At 69.7% G+C, this 22,002-nt stretch carries 21 protein-coding genes; 9 read left to right on the top strand and 12 right to left on the bottom strand.

From position 1 onward, the window contains the following. Positions 1 to 3: 3 nt before the first annotated feature. The 5 genes from ACQPYS_RS10215 to ACQPYS_RS10195 all read right to left on the bottom strand — a co-directional run bounded on the left by ACQPYS_RS10215 (position 4) and on the right by ACQPYS_RS10195 (position 4,763). Positions 4 to 1,827, bottom strand: a complete 1,824-nt coding sequence (locus ACQPYS_RS10215) for an alkyl/aryl-sulfatase (RefSeq protein WP_433492399.1) — start codon at positions 1,825 to 1,827, stop codon at positions 4 to 6. A gap of 237 nt (positions 1,828 to 2,064) precedes the next feature. Next, a complete protein-coding gene (locus ACQPYS_RS10210; RefSeq protein WP_433492398.1) occupies positions 2,065 to 2,721 on the bottom strand; it encodes a GAP family protein in 657 nt (218 codons plus the stop codon). Positions 2,722 to 2,730: 9 nt separating this feature from the next. Beyond that, positions 2,731 to 3,156 (bottom strand): DUF7144 family membrane protein, encoded by a 426-nt coding sequence (locus ACQPYS_RS10205; RefSeq protein ID WP_063036313.1) that lies wholly within the window; start codon positions 3,154 to 3,156, stop codon positions 2,731 to 2,733. Positions 3,157 to 3,240: 84 nt separating this feature from the next. Beyond that, on the bottom strand, positions 3,241 to 4,305 hold the full coding sequence (locus ACQPYS_RS10200) for an AI-2E family transporter (protein ID WP_433493017.1): 1,065 nt from the start codon (positions 4,303 to 4,305) through the stop codon (positions 3,241 to 3,243). A 161-nt stretch (positions 4,306 to 4,466) separates the two neighbouring features. Continuing rightward, a complete protein-coding gene (locus ACQPYS_RS10195) occupies positions 4,467 to 4,763 on the bottom strand; it encodes a hypothetical protein (RefSeq protein WP_433492397.1) in 297 nt (98 codons plus the stop codon). 221 nt (positions 4,764 to 4,984) lie between these two features. On the opposite strand from ACQPYS_RS10195, the gene ACQPYS_RS10190 reads away from it, so the two are divergent. The 3 genes from ACQPYS_RS10190 to ACQPYS_RS10180 all read left to right on the top strand — a co-directional run bounded on the left by ACQPYS_RS10190 (position 4,985) and on the right by ACQPYS_RS10180 (position 8,943). Next, positions 4,985 to 7,618, top strand: coding sequence for a LuxR C-terminal-related transcriptional regulator (locus tag ACQPYS_RS10190; RefSeq protein WP_433492396.1), 2,634 nt, complete (start codon positions 4,985 to 4,987; stop codon positions 7,616 to 7,618). 113 nt (positions 7,619 to 7,731) lie between these two features. Further along, the gene (locus ACQPYS_RS10185; RefSeq protein WP_030519143.1) at positions 7,732 to 7,929 is read left to right on the top strand and encodes a hypothetical protein; all 198 of its coding nucleotides are present in this window, start codon (positions 7,732 to 7,734) and stop codon (positions 7,927 to 7,929) included. Positions 7,930 to 8,070: 141 nt separating this feature from the next. Continuing rightward, entirely contained in the window at positions 8,071 to 8,943 is an 873-nt protein-coding gene (locus ACQPYS_RS10180; RefSeq protein ID WP_433492395.1) for an aldo/keto reductase family oxidoreductase, read from the top strand. A gap of 194 nt (positions 8,944 to 9,137) precedes the next feature. On the opposite strand, the gene ACQPYS_RS10175 is transcribed toward ACQPYS_RS10180, so the two are convergent. Then, the gene (locus tag ACQPYS_RS10175; protein WP_433492394.1) at positions 9,138 to 10,157 is read right to left on the bottom strand and encodes a polysaccharide deacetylase family protein; all 1,020 of its coding nucleotides are present in this window, start codon (positions 10,155 to 10,157) and stop codon (positions 9,138 to 9,140) included. Between the two features lie 119 nt (positions 10,158 to 10,276). On the opposite strand from ACQPYS_RS10175, the gene ACQPYS_RS10170 reads away from it, so the two are divergent. Together ACQPYS_RS10170 and ACQPYS_RS10165 are read left to right on the top strand one after the other, a co-directional pair. Continuing rightward, positions 10,277 to 11,869, top strand: a complete 1,593-nt coding sequence (locus ACQPYS_RS10170; RefSeq protein ID WP_433492393.1) for a putative glycoside hydrolase — start codon at positions 10,277 to 10,279, stop codon at positions 11,867 to 11,869. A 102-nt stretch (positions 11,870 to 11,971) separates the two neighbouring features. Next, positions 11,972 to 13,744: a cutinase family protein gene (locus tag ACQPYS_RS10165; protein ID WP_433492392.1), complete on the top strand. Its 1,773-nt coding sequence runs from the start codon at positions 11,972 to 11,974 to the stop codon at positions 13,742 to 13,744. A gap of 198 nt (positions 13,745 to 13,942) precedes the next feature. Here ACQPYS_RS10165 and ACQPYS_RS10160 read toward each other — a convergent pair whose 3' ends face one another. The 3 genes from ACQPYS_RS10160 to ACQPYS_RS10150 all read right to left on the bottom strand — a co-directional run bounded on the left by ACQPYS_RS10160 (position 13,943) and on the right by ACQPYS_RS10150 (position 15,992). Next, positions 13,943 to 14,587 carry a methyltransferase domain-containing protein gene (locus tag ACQPYS_RS10160; RefSeq protein ID WP_433492391.1) on the bottom strand — a complete coding sequence of 215 codons (645 nt, stop codon included), beginning with the start codon at positions 14,585 to 14,587 and terminating at the stop codon, positions 13,943 to 13,945. Next, positions 14,584 to 15,252, bottom strand: a complete 669-nt coding sequence (locus ACQPYS_RS10155) for a TIGR04282 family arsenosugar biosynthesis glycosyltransferase (RefSeq protein WP_433493016.1) — start codon at positions 15,250 to 15,252, stop codon at positions 14,584 to 14,586. Before ACQPYS_RS10155 ends, ACQPYS_RS10160 begins: the two co-directional genes overlap by 4 nt. Before the next feature lie 68 nt (positions 15,253 to 15,320). Then, complete coding sequence (locus tag ACQPYS_RS10150) at positions 15,321 to 15,992, bottom strand: glycosyltransferase family 2 protein (protein WP_433492390.1); 672 nt, start codon at positions 15,990 to 15,992, stop codon at positions 15,321 to 15,323. 123 nt (positions 15,993 to 16,115) lie between these two features. On the opposite strand from ACQPYS_RS10150, the gene ACQPYS_RS10145 reads away from it, so the two are divergent. From ACQPYS_RS10145 to ACQPYS_RS10135, 3 genes are all read left to right on the top strand, one after another. Beyond that, positions 16,116 to 17,519 (top strand): hypothetical protein, encoded by a 1,404-nt coding sequence (locus ACQPYS_RS10145; protein ID WP_433493015.1) that lies wholly within the window; start codon positions 16,116 to 16,118, stop codon positions 17,517 to 17,519. A 176-nt stretch (positions 17,520 to 17,695) separates the two neighbouring features. Next, positions 17,696 to 18,436: a sensor histidine kinase gene (locus ACQPYS_RS10140; RefSeq protein ID WP_433492389.1), complete on the top strand. Its 741-nt coding sequence runs from the start codon at positions 17,696 to 17,698 to the stop codon at positions 18,434 to 18,436. Between the two features lie 4 nt (positions 18,437 to 18,440). Next, a complete protein-coding gene (locus tag ACQPYS_RS10135) occupies positions 18,441 to 19,349 on the top strand; it encodes a polysaccharide deacetylase family protein (protein ID WP_433492388.1) in 909 nt (302 codons plus the stop codon). Between the two features lie 39 nt (positions 19,350 to 19,388). Here ACQPYS_RS10135 and ACQPYS_RS10130 read toward each other — a convergent pair whose 3' ends face one another. The 3 genes from ACQPYS_RS10130 to ACQPYS_RS10120 all read right to left on the bottom strand — a co-directional run bounded on the left by ACQPYS_RS10130 (position 19,389) and on the right by ACQPYS_RS10120 (position 21,177). Beyond that, a complete protein-coding gene (locus ACQPYS_RS10130) occupies positions 19,389 to 19,979 on the bottom strand; it encodes a GNAT family N-acetyltransferase (protein ID WP_433492387.1) in 591 nt (196 codons plus the stop codon). Beyond that, positions 19,976 to 20,584 (bottom strand): TetR/AcrR family transcriptional regulator, encoded by a 609-nt coding sequence (locus ACQPYS_RS10125; RefSeq protein WP_063035987.1) that lies wholly within the window; start codon positions 20,582 to 20,584, stop codon positions 19,976 to 19,978. Before ACQPYS_RS10125 ends, ACQPYS_RS10130 begins: the two co-directional genes overlap by 4 nt. A 164-nt stretch (positions 20,585 to 20,748) precedes the next feature. Continuing rightward, entirely contained in the window at positions 20,749 to 21,177 is a 429-nt protein-coding gene (locus tag ACQPYS_RS10120) for a hypothetical protein (RefSeq protein WP_433492386.1), read from the bottom strand. A 160-nt stretch (positions 21,178 to 21,337) separates the two neighbouring features. On the opposite strand from ACQPYS_RS10120, the gene ACQPYS_RS10115 reads away from it, so the two are divergent. After that, positions 21,338 to 21,994, top strand: a complete 657-nt coding sequence (locus ACQPYS_RS10115) for a DUF998 domain-containing protein (RefSeq protein WP_433492385.1) — start codon at positions 21,338 to 21,340, stop codon at positions 21,992 to 21,994. Positions 21,995 to 22,002 lie beyond the last annotated feature (8 nt).

Here is a 22,002-nt window from a genome sequence, read left to right as displayed (position 1 = left end):
GGCTCAGGGCGTGACGATCGGGAACTGCGGATCCGGAACATCCAGCAACCCGATGAACGTGTCGAGCAGGCTCCGGTCACCGGTGATCGTCACGCCCTCGAAACCTTTACCGCTCACCGCGTTCAGTAGTTGTCGCTTGGTCAGCGTCAGCGTGAGGTCCGCGGGCCCGACGGCGGGCGCCTCGGGTGTGGGGGTGCGGTGGGTGAGCGCGCCGTGGGACAGGGTGATGCGGTGGACGATGTCCTCGTCGGTCAGTTCCCAGTCCATGGTGAATCCGGTCGCGGCGGCGCGCAGGCCGTCGATCCGGACCGCGAGGGAGTCGATGATCATCTCCGGCGTCAACGCGGTCATCATCTCGGGGCTCGCCGATTGGATCGGGGTCGGGGTCGGGCCCTTCCGCAGTTCCTGGGCGCCCGTCAGATAGAAGTTGCGCCAGGTGCCGTTCTCGGCGCCATGGCCGAGCCGGTCGTAGACCCGGGCCAGTGTCTCCTTGGCGTCCTCGTGGCCGGGTTCGGCGAATACGGCGTGGTTGAGCAGGGTCGCCGCGAACCGGAGATCACCGGCGTCGGCGTACTCCCGGCCCTTGGCGACGAGCGCCTCGATCCCGCCGTAGTCGGCCACATACCGCTGCGCCAGCGCGACCGGCGGATGCTCCCACAGATGCGCCGGATTACCGTCGTACCAGCCCATGTATCGCTGGTAGATCGCTTTGACGTTATGGCTGGTGGAACCGTAGTAGCCGCGGTTGGACCAGACCCGGTCGAGCTCGGGCGGGAATTCGAACCGTTCGGCGATCTCCGGCCCGGTGTAGCCCGCATTGGTCAGGCGCAGCGTCTGATCGTGGAGGTAGGCGTACATATCGCGCTGGTTCGCCAGCCACGCCGTCCAGCGCTCCCGCCCCCAGGTGGGCCAGTGGTGCGAGGCGAACGCCACATCGGCCTTGTCGCCGAACCAGGCGATGGCCTCGTCGAGATACTGTGCCCACACGCGGGAATCGCGGACCACCGCGCCGCGCAGGGTCAGCACATTGTGCATATTGTGGGTCGCGTTCTCGGCCATACAGAGCGCGCGCCGATCGGGGAACAGGAAGTTCATCTCGGCCGGGGCCTCGGTGCCAGGGGTCAGCTGGAACACCATCCGGACCCCGTCGACCTCCTCTTCCTGCCCGGTATGCGTGATATCGACGGTGGGCGGGATCAGGGTGATGGTCCCGGTGGAGGTCGTCATCCCCAGTCCGGCCCCGATCTGGCCGTCGGGCGCCTTCGGGAGCGCCGCCCCGTACATGAAGACGGCCCGGCGGTTCATGGCATTACCGACGTAGACATTCTCGCTCACCGCGTGTTCCAGGAATCCGGCGGGCGCCAGGATGGGCACCGGCGGATGACCGGCCGGCACCGCCGCCCGCGCGCCGGCGAAATGGTCCGCGTGCGAATGTGTGTAGATCATGCCGGTGACCGGCCGGTCACCGCGTTGCGCGCGGTACAGGGCCAGGCCCGCGGCGGCGGTCTCCTCCGACAGCAGGGGATCGATCACGATGACACCGTCGCGACCCTCGACCAGCGTCATATTCGACAGGTCCAGGTTGCGGACCTGGTAGATGCCCGCGGTCACCTCGAACAGGCCCTGTTTGCTACACAGTTGTCCCTGTCGCCACAGGCTGGGGTGCGCGGTGTCCGGGCAATCACCGTCGAGGAATTCGTAGGCGCCGATGTCGTAGACCACCGAGCCGTCCGCGGCCGTCACCACCGGCGGATCGAGTTCGGCCATGAATCCGCGGGTCGCGTTGCCGAAGTCGGCGGTGTCGTCGAAGTCCAGTTCCGTGGTCATCGTTACCTCGCGATCTGTCGGCCGGCTCTCGGTTTCCGGTGCGGTCACCTTCCGCAATCGCGCGCCCGGGGCCGCACGGGAACGGCGGTGTCGGCGCACCGGAATATCCACGCTAGGCAGCGGCGGCCGCCCGCTGTATCACCTACGGCGGGTGAACTGCCCGCTCATCGCACCCGGGGATCGCACGACCCCGTGCGGAAGTGGATGTGGGCCCGGATCCCGAGGTCGCCGAATCCGTCACAGGCCACCGATCCCCTTGCCCAGGACGACGGCGCCCATCACCAGCAGCATCATCGCCATGACCACATGGTTGTTGGCTTCGAGCCAGACCTGGCTGCGGTCCAGCACACCGCGCAACCGATCCGCCGCGACGGCGTACCCGACCACGACGCCGAGCACACTGGCCGCGGCGAGCACCGTGAACACGACCACGGCCACGATCTGCGCGCCCACCGCCGACCCACTCGCCCCCACCGCCACCCCCGCCGATACGCACAGCAGCAGATTCTTCGGGTTGACCGCCACGAGAGCGGCGCCGAGCAGGACCGCCTTCCCGGCGGTCAGCGAATCGACACTCCGCATCCACCCTGGTGGGGCGGTATCGGCACGGCGTCGCCACTGTACGAGAGCCACCGCCAGCAACAGCAGTCCCAGCACGATCCGCACCCACGCCGCGGCCGCACCGGGCGCGGAGTCGGCGGACAACCCGATCGCGGCGGCGAGTACGGCGAAGACGACGGTGGCGAGCAGGATGCCCGCGGTCCAGCCGGTGGCGAAACCGCCCGCTGCCGCGGACGCGTTTTTCGACAGGATCATCAGGATGGCGATCACGATCGGAATCGGTGAGATCGCCACCCCCACCGCCAACGGAAGCAGATCACCCAGGACCACCACGCGCGGGGCTCAGGTCTGCGGCCGCCAGGTCGCGATCGCCCAGATCACCACGATGTTCAGGGCAATGATCAGGACCGACCACCACGGGTAGTACGGCAGCCACAGGAAATTCGCCAGGATCGAGAGCGCGGCGATACCGATCGCCAGGCCGCGACCCCACGCCGTCCCCGTCAGCAGGCCGAGCGCGCTGATGATGAGCACTATCCCGAGGACGAGATGGATCCAGCCCCAGGTCGTGATATCGAATTCGTAGGAGTAGTTCACGCCGACGACGAACAGTTCGTCCTCGGCGACGGCGGCGATCCCTTCCAGTACCGACAGTGCGCCGACGGTCAGCAGCAGAATCGCCGCGGCGACCGAGGTACCGGCCGCGACGCCCTGTCGTACCGGGGACCGGCCGGAGGTGCTCGTCATCGGCTCCCGTGCAGTAGTCATCTCCACTCCTTCCGCGCGCAGGTGTGCGTCGACTCTCGCGTGGGCGCGCGGGGTTCACCTCACCCGTCGCGGGTGAAACCCGGTTCACGGCGCCGGGCCTTCGGCCGGTGCCTCGTCGTCCGGTTCGGCGGCGGGCGCCCGATCACTGATCAGCACGTCCATCCACCGCGTCGAGGGATCGATATCGAGCAGCAGCGCCTTGGCCAGCAGGGTGAGCGGAATGGCCAGCAGCGCCCCGAGCGCGCCCAGCACCCAGGACCAGAACACCAGGGAGAGGAAGGTGACCGTGACACTCAGACCGACCGCGTCGCCCACGAACTTCGGCTGGATCACCGACTGCACCACCACGTTGAACACGCAGTAGAGCACGATCACCCACACCATCCGCGAGAAACCGCCGTCGAGCAGGGCCAGCAGCGCGGGCGGGATCAGCCCGATCACGAATCCGATGTTCGGAATGTAGTTGGTGATGAACGACAACAGTCCCCACAGCACCGGGAACGGGACCGCGAGCAACCACAGCGCCACACCGTCGAGCACCGCCACGATGAGCCCGAACACCGTCGAGACGATCAGGTATTTACGGGTACCGGCGGCGAAGGTATTCAGCGCGTGCGAGATATCGGGCCGCATTCCGGCCACCACGGTCATCCGGCGGCCGATGGTCATCCCGTCGAACGCCATGAACAGCAGCAGGGCCAGCACGAACAGCAGGTTCGAGAAAACGCCGGCGAGTTCGCGCAACGCGCCCTCGAGCACTTCGACCAGTTTGCCGAAGTCGAAACCGCTCAACGCCTGCTGTACCCGGTCCTGATCCACATCGAACCGTTCCAACAGCGAGCGGACCTGATCGAACAGCGCGGAGAACTGGTCGGAATAGTCCGGCAGCGCGGTCGCCAGCTGGGCGGCCGACAATGCCATCGCGCCGACCAGGCCCAGGAGCACCAGATACACCACCGCCAGGGCCGCGAGCATGCCCGCCCACGCCGGTGCGCCGCGGTGCTGCAGCCGGGTCTGGATGGGCTGGGCCGCGATGGCGAACATCAATGCCAGGAACACCGGGCCGAGCACTCCGGAGAACGCCTTCGCACCGGTGACGGCCACCACCGTGGCCGCCGCGACGAGCAGCACGATCAGGCCTCGCGGGATCGCCCACTGCGCCGCCGCCCCCTTCGGTGCCCGCCCGGCGCCTTCGCGTCCCGCCGCGCCCTCCGGTGCCGGTCCCGGCTCCTCGGGTATCGATCCCACATCCTCCGGGGCGGGTCCGGCGGCCTCCGATCCGGGATCGCCGGAGCTCGCAGTGGTTCCGGTCACGACATGGCCTTGGCCTCGAGCCGTTCGAATTCACTCCCGGTGACCATGCCCTCGGCCGGCAGCCGCTTCGCCTCGGAGATCTGGGCGGCCGGACTGATCCCGGCGGTCTGCTGGATGGACTTTCGCTGCGCCGCCCCGACCTGCTCGGCGTCCGCGGACGCGCGGTCGATCATCCCCCGGCCGCGCACGATCGAGTACACCACGGAGGTCAGTAGCGGCAGCACGATCAGCAGCAGATAGGCGACCAACGCGAAACTCACCACGATCAGCCAGAGCGCTTCCCAGAAGGACATGGCCCACCTCGCTCGCTTTCGGATATCGGGTTTCCGGTGCCGGCGACGGGTCCACGCTATGGCTGGCGCCGGGCCACCCGGCTCACCCGATGCGGATGATTTCGACCGGATACGCCCTGGTAACAGGTTGGTTCACGACCCGCTGGGAGCCCTCGCGGCTCCGGTAGGCTGCGGCCGAGTGCGTGCTAGTGCTGTTTCGGACGACGTCTTCGGGAGGCACCGTGACCACTTCGCCAACACTGGATCTGACGGGTCGCTCGGTATCACGGGCCCGGGCCCGCTCGCCCATCCCGGTGCTGCCCTTCACACCGGTGTTCCGGCCACGATTGCACTCGGTGCTGGATGCCGTGGCCGACCGCGGCAACGGCGAGGTCCTGCTGATCTGCGGCGCGGTGGGGATCGGCAAAACCGTGGCCGTCGCGGACTGGGCCGCGCACCGGCTGCCACGTTCCCATCACGACACGCGGATCGCCTGGGTCACGATCCGTGAGCAGACCGCGCTGTGGGCGGAGTTGCGCGCCCGTCTGGGCAGTTCCGGTCCGGGCGCCGGACAGCCCGCGGCGGGAGTCGGTGAGGCCGAGGCGGTGATCGCCGCGCTCGCCGACGATTCCACGCCCACCGTCCTGGTGATCGACGATGCCCACCTGATCACCGACCCGCTCGCGCTGGCCGGGCTCGAATACTTCCTGCAGTACGCGCCGCCGACGGTGACGACCGTGGTGTGCGCCCGGTTCGAGCCCCCGATCCGGTGGCATCTACTGGAACTGCATTCCCGTCTGACCAGGTGGAACGGCCCGGACCTGGCATTATCGCCGGAGGAGGCCGCCGGGCTGTGCGCCGAGCACGGTTGCGCGTTGGACCCGGAGTCGCTGGGCACCCTGATGTCGCTCACTCAGGGCTGGGCCGCGCTGGTCCGGATCGCGGCGATCTACCTCGCCGCCCACAACGGCGCGCACCGCGACGCCCTGACCGCGCTCGCCCGGCCGCCGCACGCGTTCACCGACCTGCTGGTGGGCGAACTCATCGACACCCTCTCCCCCGCGCTGCGCCAGTTCCTGACCTGCACCAGCATCGCCGAGGAGTTCACCGAGGAACTCGCCGACGCCATGGTGGGCGGTGGTTCGGCGCACTGTCTCTACGAACTGGACCGGATCAACTTCCCGATGACCTCGCTGACGCGGTGCGGCAAGGTGTGGCACACCTACCATCCGATGTTGCGCGCGTACTTCCTCGCCGAAGCGAACCGTCTCGGATCCGATCTGTGCTCGGATCTGCGGCTGCGCGCCGCGCGTCAGCTGATGTCGGCCGGGGAACTGCGCGCCGCGCTGCCCCATCTGCTCACGGTGGCCGATCACCGGCCGTTGGCCGGCTTCCTCGCCGAACACGCGCTGGCCCTGGTGTTCGCCGGCGACGGTGCGGCACTGTTCGATTCGCTGGCCGATACCGCCCCCGATGTCCTGGCCGATCCGTATCTGCGGTTGCTGCAGGTCACCGATGCGTTGCTACATGGGGACAGCGGTTCGGCGCAGGCCTACCGCGACAGTGCCCGGCTGCTCGCCGATGACGACCCGCTCTCGCTGGCCGGGCCGCACCGGCTCGAGGCACTGACCACCGCAGTGGACGCGGAACTGGCGGTGGCGACGGGCAGCGCCACCGAAACCGGCGTGTTCCCCGACCGGATGCCGCCCGCCGACCGGCCCGATCTCGACGGCTACCTCGCGGTGACCACCGGGACGGCACTGGCGTTGCGCGGCGAACTGGCCCGCGGCGAGGAACGATTACGGATCGCGTTGAGCCGCACACGCTCCCGCTGTCACCCCCGGCTCCGGCTCATCGCGGTGACCCGGCTCGCGGTCACCGCGGGCCTGGCCGGATCCATCACGACCATGCGCCAGCGCGCCGAACGGGCCTGCGCCATCGCCCGCGACCACGATCTGCTGGATCTGCCGGAAACCGTGCACGCCACCGCCCTGGAGGCCTACGGCGCCTACCTGCAGGGCATCGAACCGCAGCCCGGGCATATCCGGATCCTGTGCGCCGAGCACATCCGGCGTGACGGTACGCCGGGGCCGGTGGCCGGCTGGCTCCCGCATGTGGTGGGCAGTCTGCTGGACTGCCGGCATTCGGCCGACCGGGGCGCCGCCGCGGAACGGCTGCGTCGCAGTATCGGCCGGCTGCTCGACGCCGATCCACCGCCCGCGCTCAGCGGGGGCCTGGTCGGCGCCGCGGTATGGGCACTGCTGGAGGCCGGGGAAACCGCCACCGCCCAGCATCTCACCGACCGCGCCCGCACCGTACTGGGCCGCACCCCCGATACCGTCCTGTCCGGCGCCGCCCTCACCGCGGCCTCCGGTAACCATCATGGTGTGGTGCTCCAGGTGGAACCCCTACTCACGGCCACCCCGAACCTGCACCCGGTCACCCAGCTGACCGGGTGGCTGCTCTACGCCCGCGCCCACCACCAGCTGGGCAATGATTCCAAGACCCGCGAAGCCGTGGACAACGGCCTGTGCATCGCCGCCACCCACCGGATCACCCGGCCGTTCTTCGACGTTCCGGGCACCATCGAACTGCTCGACTACTACGCGGGCTGCTTCGGGCACCGCAGCGCGTTCGCCGACGCGGTGCGCGCCGGTCATCAGGCCCGCCGGCGGGCCGACCATCCCGCGCTCACCGCGACGGAGCTGACGATCCTGCGCCAGCTGCCCTCCGGCCGGACCACCCAACACATCGCCGACGACCTCGGCGTTTCCATCAACACCGTAAAAACCCATATGCGCGGGATCTACACCAAACTCGGCACCAGCTCCCGGATGGAAACCTTGCAGGAGGCGCGCCGCACCGGCCTGCTCTGACGCGGGCCGGGTTCACCCGGTGCGGACGATGTGCCGCACCAGGCGACCGGCGCACACTCGAATTCGCTGCGACGGCACCGCCGTCGACCCGGTCCGGAAGTCAGGAGACGGCGATGCGATACCAGTTCACCATCGACGGCGAACTCTCCGAACGCGCGCTGGCCGCCTTCCCGGAACTCGACGGCGACCGGGACCACGGCACCACGGTGCTGTCGGGTGCGGTCACCGATCCGACCGGAGTCCGCGCCGTGCTGGCCCGGATCGACAATCTCGGACTCACCGTGCTCGAGATGCGCCGGCTCCCGGACTGAGGGCCGGCCGACCGGAACCTCACCTCGCACCTGTAGGTGGCTTACGCACTTCCGAGTGCCTACTCCCCGGAATAGAGCATCGCTCCGATAATCGTGCGGGAGGCCCGAATGCCATCCCGATACACGATGAAAGGCACCACCGTGCGCACACCTCCCACCTTCCTCCCCGGCGGTACCCGGGCGCTGGGCGACTCCACCGTCACCCGGTTCGGTTACGGCGCGATGCAACTCGCGGGGCCCTGGGTGATGGGCCCGCCCGCCGACCACGACGCGGCTCTGGCCGTGCTGCGCGAGGCCGTCGACCTCGGCATCACCCATATCGACACCAGCGACGCCTACGGGCCGTACATCACCAACGAGCTCATCCGCGAGGCGCTGCACCCCTACCCGGAGTCGCTGTTCATCGCGACCAAGGTCGGCGCCAACCGTGACGCCCGAGGCGGCTGGCCCCCGGCCCGGCGGCCCGAAGACCTACGCAAGCAGGTCCGGGAGAACCTCCAGCGCCTTGGTGTCGAAGTGCTCGACCTGGTCAATCTGCGCATGGGCGATGCCGAAGGCCCCCGGCCCGAGTCGCTCGCCGAGGCATTCGGCACCCTCGCCGAACTCCGGCAGCAGGGCCTGATCCGTCATCTCGGGGTCAGCAACGCCACCGCGAAACAGGTCGCGGAAGCGCGAGCCATCGCTCCGGTCGTCTGCGTACAGAACATGTACAACCTCGCCCACCGTCACGACGACGAACTCATCGACCGCCTCGCCGCAGACGAGATCGCCTACGTGCCGTTCTTCCCGCTCGGCGGTTTCACACCACTGCAATCCGAAACGCTCTCGAACGTCGCCGCCCGGCTGGGAGCCACACCGATGTCCGTCGCGCTGGCCTGGTTGCTGCAACGCTCACCGAATATCCTGCTCATTCCCGGCACATCGTCGACAGCGCATCTGCACGAGAACATCACCGGCGCGGGGCTCATCCTCTCCGACGAAGACGTGGCCGAGCTGGACAGCATCGGCTGCTGAACGACGCGACCACATACTGGGAACGACCCGCCGGATAACGGCAACCGGTCGCCACCGCCGGCACCGGCACAGTGGGGCGAGTCGGCAGCACGCGGCCCGGACGACCACTACAACGGCGAACACGGACACCGATCACAGCAGCGGGGATCTGCGCCCGGAGGTCGCCCGGCCGGGGCGGGTGCACACACCGCACCTCAGTACGGGGCGGCCCGCCCGGCCCAGCGCGGGGCGAGGCCACCGCCCGAACCGCGTGGGAACGAGATCCGCTGCGGGTCGCCGTCGGAGGTGAAACGGGCTTCGGGGTTCGCCGCCAGCTCGTCGAGCCAGTAGGCGGAGTCGAACGGCACCTGCCCGAGGCCGGACCGGATTCGCGGCACCGCGGCGGGATCGACCGCGCCGAACGGCGAGGGCGCGGGGTTCGCGCCGACCAGCATCACGGCCCCGAACCGGTAACCGGTACCGTCCCAGCTCCCCGCGAGAGCGAGAGCCGGGTCGGCCGGGGACGAGCCCAGTGGCAAGGCCATGGTGCGCACCTCGGTGCCCGGGACGGCGGCACCGATCGTCCGCACGTTCTGCGCCAGTTCGCGCTGCACACCCGCGGCGTCCAGCGAGCCGAGGTCTTGATGGGTCGCGGTGTGCGCGCCGATCTCGTAGCCGTGCGCGGCCAGCCACGGCAGAGCGCGCGGATCGCCGCCGAAGGCATCGTCGGTGACATAGAAGGTGGCGCGGGCGGGGAAGTCCGGATGCCGGGCCGCGAATTCCTCCAGGACGGCCACGGCGCAATCGGGAACGGGCACGCCGTCCGGGGTGAAGCGCAACTGGCTGGTGGTGGAGTCGTCGAAGGTGAGCACCACGGGATGAGTTCCCGCCGGGATATCCACGGTTCCCGCGGCGTACTGCGCGGCGGTGATCGGCCGGTAGCCCTCCCGATACAGCCGATCGAGTTCGGCGCGGAACTCGGCGGGTGTCTGGTCGTATTCGCCGGCCGGACCGGGCGAGAGCTGGTGGTACATCAGGATCGGGACCACCCCGAGCTCGTCGGCGCCGACGGCGGCCGGGTCCGGCGGGGGTGGGGTGGTCACCGCGGGCGGCGGCGGGGCCGCCGGGGTCGTCTGCGGCGGCCCCGCGGCGGGTGTTCCGCCGCAGGCCGTGACCGCCGCGCACACCACCGCCGCCACGACCGCCCGCACGAATGCTCCCGGGAACCGCACCATCGCCCGAATGTTACGTGCCGACAACGATTTACGTTCCATCTCCGAGAAAGAGATTGAGCCGGGCGCGATCTGTCCATATTGACGGGACAGTTGTTCGTGGGAGTTGATGCGTTGTGCTCATGCGGTTCCGGACCGCCGACCGTAAGCGGTTGGTGGTCTCGGCTTTCGGTATTGTCCTGGTGGTCGTGCTGGTCGCGGTCGGCGTCGGAGCCGGTCGTTCACCGGCACCCGCATTACCGCTGAGCGGCCTACCGCCGGGCCCGGTCGGTGCCGCCGCCCTCGAAGATCTGGTGCTGCGGGTGGATGCCACCGGGCACGACCCGCGAGCGGTGGAACTGGCCGTGGACGGCGGGACGGTGACCGGGCGAGTAGAGGGTGAAACGGTGGTCTACCGCCCGGAGGGTCTGGCCGACGGCGAGCACACCTTCACCGCGCGGATCCCGGCCGGCGGGCCGCTCGGCTGGTTGCGCGACGAACCCGCCGCGTCGGCGGCCTTCACCGTCGACACCACCGCTCCGGTACTGGACGTGGTGCCGCTGCCGGCCGTGGAGTCCTATCGCGACCCCGTCACGGTGCGCGGCCGGGCGCCCGACGCGGTGCGCGTCTCGATCGGCGCGCAGCAGCTCACCCCCGGACCCGACGGCGGCTTCGAGACCGAGTTGCCGCATCATCCCTTTGGTGCCGCGGTGGTCGCCGTCGACGCGGCGGGTAACGAGACGAGTCGGCCGCTGGCCGCGGGTATCGATCTGCCACGGATGCGCGCGGTGCATGTGACCGCTCACGCCTGGTCGCATGCGGGCATGCGCGAATCGGTGCTGGACATGGCCCGGCAGGGCCGGATCGACACCGTTCAGCTCGATATCAAGGACGAGGACGGCGTCGTCGGTTACGACTCGCAAGTCCCGCTGGCCCGCAGCACCGGCGCCGCCACCCCGATCTACCGGGCCCGCGACGCACTGCGGCAGCTGCACGATATGGGAGTGCAGGTGGTCGGCCGGATCGTGGCCTTCCGCGACCCCACCCTGGCCGGCTGGGCCTGGCACAACCAGCGGCCCGACTGGGTGGTCCAGAATCCGGCCGGTCAACCCTATTCCAGCCACTACGGCGCCATCGCGTTCACCAACTTCGCCCACCCCGAAGTGCGGGCCTACAATATCGCGCTCGCCGTCGAGGCCGCCGAACTGGGCTTCGACGGAGTCATGTACGACTACGTCCGCCGGCCCGACGGCAGCCTCTCGAGTATGAAGTTCCCCGGGCTCACCGGGCCGGCGACCCGCGCCGTGGCCGGATTCCTGGGGCAGGCCCGGGAACCCGTACACACCGCCGGCGCCCATCTCAGCGCGGCGGTCTACGGTATCGCCGCCTCCCGGCCGGATCAGATCGCCCAGGACATCCCGCTCATCGCCGAGCAGGTGGATTTCGTGGCGCCGATGATCTACCCCTCGCACTGGAACACCGGCGAGTACGGAGTCGCCGATCCGAACAACCAGCCCTACGACATCGTGGCGGCCGCGCTCCGGGACTTCCAGACCGTGACCTCGGACACGAACGCGAAGGTGATTCCCTGGTTGCAGGACTTCAGTCTCGGGGCGGAATACGGAGATGCCCAGGTCAGAGCGCAGATCGATGCGACCTACCGGACCGGTATCGACAGCTTCTTCCTGTGGAGTCCGTCGGTGACCTATCACGAGGGAGCGCTCGACCCGAAGTGAGACCGTAACGCCGCGCACCCGGGCCACGACTTCTCCGGTGACGCAATGGCCCGTCGGGGGGCCTGTCCGTCCATTTACCAGCAGTCGAATGGAGCTCGGGACATGGCTTTCCCCAGTGATCACCTGGTGCGCGCACGCACCTACCTGACGCAGCACCGGATCGCCGCGGCGATCGCGGCCCCCGCCGGTCTCGGCGTGGCGGCGGCGGTGGCCGCGGCCTACTCGGTGACCGCACCGGCCCAGCACGCCGATACGCAGCTGAAGGCGTCGGTCACCGAATGCCACGATATGGTCACCATCTCGGTGGCGGGGCGCGGCGATACACCGGCTGCGGGCACCACGAAACTGCTGGTGGACGCCCACGGCAACCCGCTGCCCGCGGCGCTGTCCGGCGACCACAGCAGCGAATGGGTCGACCCGGTGGTCAATGCGCCCGCCGACGATGTGGACCCCGGTTCCTATGCCGCCGTCTATATCGCCTATCCCGCGAACATGGCCACCTACGAGGACGCCGTCACCACCGGTGTCGCCAACACCCAGCAGGTGATGCGGGAGATCGCGCAGGCCTGCCCGGATACCCGGTTCGCGATCGTCGGCTACAGCGAGGGCGCCGATGTGGTCCGGCGGGTGGCGATGGAGGTCGGTCACCAGGAGCAACAGGACGGCGGCTATGCCATCGTCGACCCCGCCAAGGTCACCGGCGTGGTCATCCTCGCCGATTCCGGCCGCTCGGCGGGCGACGGCCCGTTCCCCGGCGCCCAGAACCCGAACGGCAACCCGGACAATTTCGATCAGCTCTACCAGAACGGCGGAAAACCCGTCCCCGGTCAGGGCGCGGTGGCCGGGACCAGCGGCGATTTCGGCGCGTTGAACGGCAAGATCGCCTCCTTCTGCTCCGACGGCGATCTCACCTGCGCAGCGCCGGACAATATCGCGCTGCTGCAACTGGTGGTCAATGTGGCGCGGCAGGTGAACGTCGACGCCCTCGAACGCGAGGGCCTCAACCCTGCCACCGGCCAGGATGTCGCGGTGGTGCTGAGCCGGGTCACGCTGCTGGCACTGGCCGATATCCAGTCGCAGCCCAACTGGATGGCCGGCGACGAAACCTTCCTCGAGGTGCTGCTGCGGGTCTCGGACCCGGCCTACGAACCCGGGAACACCACCACACCGGCGCCGGCGGACGCCATCTCGACCGATCAGATGTCCCCGCTGGCCTATCTGCCGCAGAAGGTTCTCAACGAGATCGTCGGCCTGATCGTCACGAACCAGAACACGATTCCGGTGATCCTGTCCGATCCCTACCAGCTCACGCTCGGCCCCAACGCCAGCGGTCACCACTTCGACTACTGGCGCGATGCCGACCCGGGGAACGGTAGAACGCTCACCTCCGCCGAATACGCCGCGGCCTGGCTGACCCATCTGGCGAAGCAGGCGCAGGCCGGCGAACCGGTGGACACGAAGTCGGCCCCGACAGCCGAGGACCTCGACGACGCCTACCGGGCGGCCGCGGAGACCACGACCGAGCCCACCACCACCGCGCCGAAGGCCACCACCACGGCCGCGCCGACGACGAGCGGGACCGCCCCGGTGACCACGCAACCGGCGACCGGTACCCCGACCACCACCGCCCCGGCGACCACGACCGATCCCACGACCACGCCACCGGCCGCCGGGACCACCACCACCGAGCCGCCCGTCGGCACGCCGGAGGCGACCGAGACCGGAACCGTCGTGGCCACTCCCGAAACGGCGACTCCACCGGTGGCGACGACTCGTCCCACGCCTCCGCAGGTCGCGGTGAACAGCAGCTCGGAGGCGCCCCAACCGAGCACGACACCGCAGGAGACCACCACCACGGCCGTACCGGCGCCCTGATCTTTCGCCGCACCGGCCGGGCCCACGTCGCGTGTCCCCCGGGCGGCCGGGCCGGACGATATGGTGTGTTGCCCGGAGCAGGGAGCACGGGCCCGGACCCATGCCGCACACGATCCGGGCCGGGGAGGGCCGCCGTTCGATGGTCCGGCCCACCGCTACCGCCGTGGGGCGCCGTCATCGGCGAAACCACCGCCCGGCTCATCCGCGCGCGCCGTTGCGCAACCAGGCGATATGGCGTCCCGAGATATCGGCCGTGGTCTGTAGCTCGAAGCCGGTCTCCCCCGCCAGCCCGGCGGCGTGATCGATACCCACCTCCGCCCAGGGAAACCAGTCCCCGGCCTCGGTACGGGTTTCCAGCCGGATCTGCCGGACACCGAAACCTGTTCCAGGGCAGGAGAATTCGATCACAGCCAGGCCGCCCGGGCGGAGCAGGCCCGCGATTCGGCGCAGCACCCGACGCGGGTCGCCGCCGATACCGATGTTCCCGTCGGCCAGTAGCGCGTAGTGCCACCGGCCGTCGCCCGGCAGCGGTCCGAAGATATCGCGAGCCACGGCCGGGGCACCCCGGTGCCGGGTGACCGCGACCGCGGTGGGTGAGATATCGACGCCGAGCGCGATGACCCCGCGGCGGCACAGCGCATCCACCAATCGGCCGGGCCCACAGCCCAGATCGACCGTCGGCCCGTCACAACACCCGACCAGAGTCGAATCCACGCGCCGGTCGGCAGCGGAGATCCGGGCACCGCCGAGCCAGCGGCGGGTCGGTAGCCGGGTGCGATCACCGTCGACGGAACGGATCCAGCAGTCGCGGCCGGTCAGCGCCGGATCGAACCGGCCGATCACCGCGCGGCCCGGGCGGCGCCGAGTGCCGCCACCTCCGCGGCGAACCGCCCGGAACAATCGGCGGCGACCCGCAGGGCGTCGGCGTAGTGGTCGACATCGGTGAAGGCGGGCAGCGTCCCGACCCGGTATCCGTGCGCGCACAGCACACTTCGGGTGCGGTCGCCGGTGGCCGCGGTGGACATGGGCACCTCCGCCAGCAGGCGCGCGGCCCGCGGATCGGACAGCCCCAGCCCCCACCAGCCGCCATCGGTCGCGGGGCCCAGCAATGCGTCGGCCCCGGCGGCCAGGGTGCGGGCCGCGTGGGTGAGCACGCGCGGGTCGAGCTGCGGCGTGTCCATCCCGATCTGCAATACCGGCAGCCCCGACCGCGCGGTATCGGCGTGGGCGTTGGCCAGCCGCACCGCGAAACCCGGGCCGCGCTGCGGAAGCACCTCGAAATCGTCCAGTCGCCGCGCTATCTCACCACCGAACTCCGCGGCGGCCAGGTCGCCGGTGAACGCGACCACCCGGTGGGTGACCGGGCAGGCACGCACCGCGTCGAGTGTGTCCAGTAGTGCGGCGGCCGCCAGCCGGGCGGCCTGCACCGGCGTCAGCGGCGGGGTCAGCCGGGTCTTGGCGTACCCCGCGACCGGTGCCTTGGCCACCACCAGCAAGGCCACCGGCACCGGTGCGCCGCCGGCGCGCGCGCCGCAGTCCGGTCCCGGAACCGGAACCCGCGACCCAGCGGTCCGGCTCACCGCAGAACCGCCAGGAAATCACGGGTCGCCCGCAGTGATCCTCGCGCCGTCCCCGATATCTTCGACCGGCCACCGGCTCGCGCCCGGTAGCTGATATCGACCTCGCGCACATCCCACCGCGCCGCGGCGGCACGGACGAGCAGCTCGAGCGGATATCCGAAGCGATCGTGCAACCGGCCCAGCGATTCCAGCCGCTCCCGGCCCGCGACCCGCATGGCCCCTATATCGTGCACCGGCAGGCCGTAGCGGCGGCGTAACCGGCGGGCGACGACACGATTGCCGAGCCGGGTGTGCCACGGCCACACCCCACCGCGGACCGGCCGCCGGCGGCCCACCGCGAGATCGGCACCGGCGCGGATCTCGGCCACCAGCCGGGGCAGCTCCCCGGGGTCCATCGATCCGTCGCCGTCGAGGACGGCGACCAGGTCGGTGCGGGCCGCGGCGATACCGGCCTGTACCGCGGCCCCGTAGCCGGGCCGCGGTTCGACGATCACCCGGGCGCCGTATCCGGTCGCGACCGCGGCGGTGTCGTCGGTCGATCCGTTGTCGACGACGATCGGCTGATATCCGGCCGGAAGCGCGGCCAGGACCGCCGGCAACGCTTCGGCTTCGTTGCGGCACGGGATCACCACGGTGACCCCGGCCGGTTCGCGGTGCTCTGTCGGCATGGGTGCCACGCTAAGCCCGCGGCGGCGGAAATCCTGTGACAAAACCATGACGTCGTGTCCGAATATCCTGGTGAATGCGCTGAGTCGGGGCCGGACCGGCCTAGGGTGGCCTCTGTGCCGGAGCTGATCGAGATCGCCGACCCCCGCACCCGGTTCCGGGGCGAGCTGCTCGGTACTGTGGGCGCGGCATTGCTGGTGGCGGTCGCGTTCACCGTTCCGCAACTGGCCGGCGAATCGTGGCGGCACAGCCTGTTCGCCGCCGCCGCGCCCATTTTCGGCCACTGGTCGCCGCATATCGGCTGGGGCACCCTCCCGGCGCTGGTGTTGGCGGCGACCGTGGTCGCCCGGGGCGCGGCGTCGGCCGGCCGGCTCCCCTGGCGGCGACTGCTCACCGTCGGTTATCTCACCGCGGTGGCGTGGGCGTTCGCACTCGCCCTGGTGGACGGGTGGCGGCGGGGTTTCACCGCACGGCTCGCCGACGGTCACGAATACCTCGCCGAAGTGCCCGGGGTCACCGATATCGCGTCGATGCCGGCCTCGTTCGCCGACCGGATCGTCGACGGGCAACCGGATTCATGGACCACGCACGTCTCCGGCCATCCGCCCGGCGCGCTGCTGTTCTTCGTCGTCCTCGACCGCATAGGCTTGGGTGGGTCCACGTGGGCGGGGATCGTCTGTGTGCTGGTGGGATGTAGCGCGCCGATCGCGGTGGCGGTCGCGTTGCGCGCCCTGGGCGCCGAGGACCGTGCCCGCAGGGCACTGCCGTTCCTGGTGCTCGCGCCGGCGGCCATCTGGATCGCGGTCTCCGCCGACGCCCTCTTCGCCGGGGTCGCCGCGTGGGCGGTGGCACTGCTCGCCATCGCCGCGGGCGCGCGATCCACCCACCTGCCCGCGAACGCACCGGGGACCGTTTCCGACTCGGCGCCCGCTCCCTCCATGGCCCGCCGCACCGCGATACCGGCCGCGTTCGCGGCCGGGATGCTGTTCGGCTTCGGGATCTACCTGAACTACGGCCTGATCCTGATGGGTCTGTTCGCCGTCGCGGTACTGCTCGGCGCCCACACGCTGCGGCCGCTGCTGCCCGCCGTGCTGGGCGCGCTCATCGTGGTGGCCGGTTTCACGGCTGCCGGATTCTGGTGGCTCGACGGCTACCACCTCGTAGTCGAACGCTACTACCAGGGCATCGCCGCCACCCGCCCGTACGGGTACTGGTGGTGGGGCAATCTCGCCGCCACCGTCTGCGCGGTCGGGCTCGCGACGGCGGCGGCGCTCGCGCGGGCGCTGGCGCCGTCCCGGCTGCGGACACTCGATCCGGCCGCCCTGCTGGTCGCCGCCGCCGTCTGCGCTGTCGCCGCCGCCGACCTCAGCGGGTTGAGCAAGGCGGAGACCGAACGGATCTGGCTACCGTTCGATATGTGGCTGCTCGCGGCGACGGCGTTCCTACCGCGCGGACATGTCCGCCCCTGGCTCGCCGTCCAGACCGCCGGGGCCTTGCTGCTGGTCCACCTGCTGCTGACGAATTGGTGAGGTATCCATGCGCATACTCGTGGCCGACAGCCACCTCCCGATACCGGACGTGGTACGCCCCGATCGGGACAGGCACACGGTAGGGGTCGCCGGCGCCGGCCGGAGCGGCCGCGCCGAGCCGGGTCCCCGCCACCGCTGCGCCGGCAGCCGGTCCGATGCCGTCGCGGAGCACAGCAGTGTCCGATGACCTGCCGGAGATCATCGTCTGCACAGTGGCCTGTGCCCTGCCGGTGGTGACGGCGGGCGTCCTGGTCGCGCGCGTGCTACGCCGGCGTTCGCTCACCGCGTGTACCACGACCCTGGTGCTCCTCCCGATCCTGGCCGCGCTGGCCGCTGTCACCGGGGTGAGCGGGCTGCTGGTCACCGCCGAGTTCCGGCGCACCTTCCTCGTCCTGCTGCTGGTCGCCGCGGTCACCGTACCGGCCGCCGTACTGCTGGGCCGGGAGCAATCCCGCCAAAGGTCACGGGAGCGACGGATTCGCGACCAGGAACACGCCGCCGAACAGTCGCGGCGCGCACTGATGGCCTGGGTGAGCCACGATCTGCGAACACCGCTCGCGGGAATCCGGGCCGTGACCGAGGCGCTCGACAACAGCGCGGCGACCGACCCGGCCGATATCGCCCGATACGCCGAGCGGATCGGCCGGGAGACCCGGCGGTTGTCCCGGATGATCGACGATCTCTTCGAGATGACGAAGAGCGCGACGGACACCCCGCGGCTCGACCTCGACCCGCCGGACCTGCGCGAACTCGTCGACGAGATCTACGCCGCCCCTGGCATTGCCGCCGAGCGCGCCGGAACCGGTTCCCGCACGGACAAACCCGCCGCACCACTACCCGCCGTCGACGACACCGCTCCGGGACGCGTCCGACCGGAACCGTACGACGACGTGGCACCGACCACCGGAAGGAGTTGATCGGATGGACAAGAAGATTCAGGTGGCCCTCGGCATCGATGTCGATTCCTGCGCCGGCTGGCTCGGTTCCTACGGCGGCCAGGATTCGCCCAACGATATGCAACGGGGCGTATTCGCCGGCGAAGTCGGGGTGCCGCGCCTGCTGCGGCTGTTCGCGCGCCGCGATATCCGGACCACCTGGTTCTGGCCCGGGCACTCCATCGAAACCTTCCCCGCACAAGCGCGCCGGTGCGTCGAGGCGGGACACGAGATCGGCGCCCACGGATACAGCCACGAGAATCCGCGGGCGCTCACCCCGCGGCAGGAACGCGATGTCATGTCCAAATGCGTGGAACTCATCGAACAACTCGGTGGCCGCCGGCCGCTGGGTTATGTCGCACCGTGGTGGGAGATGAGCGAGCACACCGCGTCCATCCTCGCCGACTACGGCTTCTCCTACGACCATTCGCAGAACTACAACGATTTCGTTCCCTTCTATGCCCGCGTCGGCGACACCTGGACGCCTGTCGACACCTCCGGACCCGCCGCGCACTGGATGAAACCGCTCGCGCACGGACACGAGATCGACCTGGTCGAGTTCTGTGGCAACTGGTACATCGACGACCTGCCGCCGATGATGTTCATCAAGGCCCACCCCAACTCGCACGGCTTCGTCGCGCCGCGCGCGATCGAACAGATGTGGAACGACCAATTCGACTGGGTGTACCGGGAACTGGACTACGCCGTCATCCCGGTCACCCTGCATCCCGACGTCTCCGGACGGCCACAGGTACTGCTGATGCTCGAACGCCTGCTGGACCGCTGGGCGGGCTTCGCCGGGGTCGAATTCGTGACGATGGCCGAGGCGGCGGCGGAATTCCGCGCGCGCTATCCGTTCGAGCGCCCGGACCGGCCCGAATGCGTCGGCCGGTGAACACGTCCGCCGGCCGGCGTTGCCGGCGATCTCGCCGGCTCAGGCCTTCTTCAGGTGGAGTGAGAGGTAGTGGCCGAAGCCGGCACGGCGCGCGAAACGGACGGGTCGTCGGTGGTATTCGGTGAAGCCGAACTTGCGGTAGAGACCGAGTGCGGGCGCGTTCGTATCCTTGATCTCGCGCAGGACGAACTCGTCGTAGCCGGGAAGAGCGATGATGTGTTGCATCAGTGCGGTACCCACCCCGCGCCCTTGGAGGGCGGGGACGGTGGCGACGAAGGCGATCTCGGCCGACCCGTCTCGCGCCTCGTCGGGAGCGCCCAGGAACTGCGAGCGCACGATCGGGTAGCTGATGGTGCCGTGCAGGAGCCCGAGGTGGCGGCGGAACTCCGGCAGTCGGGGCGCGAAGCACTCCTGATCGCCGGTGGTGACCGATGCGATGGCCGCAGGTTCGCCGTCGGCCAGGGCCACGACGAAACGCTCCAGCAGGAGCATGTGCTCGAACGCCGCGGTCAATTTCTCCGGGTCGGAAGAGAAGAAGGCGAAGTCCTCGGCGAAGCCCCGCACCAGCACCTCGGTGATCCGCCACCGGAAACTTTCGCCCAGCTTGTCACCGTGCTCGATCTCGATCATCCAGTTCGTCCTTCTGTCAGCAGTTTGAGTACGACATCGATGTCCGGGGCGGTGAACTCGGCGCCCAGGCCTACCCGGATCGAGGTGAGACCGCCGAGCATCGCGAAGTAGCAGGTCGTGAGTTGTGCCGGATCACCGTGACCGAACTCGCCGGCCGCCTGGCCGCGACGGACCAGGTCTTCGAAAGCGTGCTGCATCGAGCGGTGGGCGGCGTGGAGTCGAGCGATCGATGCGCCCGGGGTGCCGGCGGTGACGCCCTGGTTGATGGCGATCATGAACTCCGCGGCACCGTCGTCGGCGGTGAGCCCGGCCAGGTATCGGCCGGTGAATTCCCGGACCGTCTCGACCGGACCTCCTGGGCCGGACAGCTCCTCGGTCAGGGCGACGAGGCCGGTCAGCGCCTGGTCGAGCAGGTCGGCATACAGCGCATCCTTGGTCGGGTAGTGCCGGTAGATCGTGCCGATGCCGACACCGGCTTCGACCGCGATATCGCGGATGGTCGATGCGGCGTAGCCGTGCCGGGCGAAAACGCGCACCGCCGCGGTCTGCACCGCGCTCCGTGTCGCCGCGGTCATGGCCGCGCTCTGCTCAGCGGTGCGTGCCACCCTTCCCCCATCTATGTAATGAACAAATATTCATTACATAGTAGCGCCTCCGTGGCCCACTCGCTTCCGTGCACACCGGCCGCGAGCCCAACTGCTGAATCTCATGGTTATCGGCGCCCCGTCACGGCCGTGACGGGGCGCCGATCGACCCGGGCCGCCGCGGTTCAGATCCGGGTCATGGTCGCGCTGTATCCGCCCCCGCCGGGGTACACCCATTCGCCGGTGACCGTGGTCCCCTCGGCGTCGAAGGCACCGCGGTAGTACGCGGGGCTGCCTTTGGCGCCGGCCCAGATGGTGAGCGTGTCACCGATCAGTTCGTAGATGTAGTCGAAGGTGTTGCCGGCCGAGTCGTAGTACCGCGAGGCCACATCGGGCCCGGTCGGTTCACCGAATGGGCGGAGGTTGCCGATCACTTCCATGCCGGTGACGGGTTCGCCGTACTGAGTGAGCTCGACGTGCTGGAGCAGGAAGAACCGGCCCGGCATCCATTCGTAGCGCACGGTTCCTTCCGCTCCTCCGCGGACCGTCCAGGTGCCGACGAGGCGGTCCAGTGCTCGCAGTTCGGGGGTGGGCTGCTGCTGAATGTCGTTCATTTCGTCCTCCTGTGGGTGGGTTGTTCGCTGTCACCTCGGTGCCGGCACGTGGTCTTCGACATCTATCGACCGTGACCTGAATCACTCGCCTGTGGTGTCGAGATCTGTCCGGCGGTTCCGAGGTAGCAGCAACAACCCGTTACCGAGGAAGGAAAACCCGATGACCAGCCCAACCACCACCCCAACCGTCACCGTCTGCGCTCGCGGCCGGGCGTCCGAGGGCCTGTTGCTCGCGGGTGCTGCCGCCGGCCCCCTGTTCTTCGTCTCGGCGATCACCCAGATGCTCACCCGCGAGGGTTTCGATATCACCCAGCATCCGATCAGTCAGCTCGCGACCGGCGATCTCGGTTGGATCCAGATCCTCACCTTCATCACCGCGGGGGTGGGTGCGTTGGCCCTGGCCGCCGGTATCGGCCGCACGCTCACCGAAGGAACCGGGCGGCGGGCATTACCGATCCTGGTGGGCGTTTTCGGAGTCGGGCTGGTCGCGGCGGGTGTGTTCACCATGGACCCGGAGAACGGTTTCCCGGCCGGCACTCCCGACGAGCCGGTCGCGCAGATGTCCTGGCACAGCATCGCGCACTCGGCCGCGGCCGCGGTGGCCTTCACCGCGCTCGCGATCGCGGCTCTAGTCCTGAGCGTGCGGTGCGCTCGCCGGCGGCGGGTCCTGCCCGCCGTGGCCAGCGCCGTGGCCGGACTTATCCTGCTGGTACCGATGTCACCGGAGTACATGAGCGTCCAGATCGCGATCAACGGCGCGGTCGCCTTCACCTGGACTACCGTGATGGCGCTGTCCCGGCGGCGCCACGTCGCCTGAGCCGGGCA

Origin of the sequence: Nocardia grenadensis (assembly GCF_050942415.1) — a bacterium.
Taxonomy (GTDB): Bacteria; Actinomycetota; Actinomycetes; order Mycobacteriales; family Mycobacteriaceae; genus Nocardia; species Nocardia grenadensis.
This window is presented reverse-complemented; position numbering and strand designations above follow the sequence as displayed.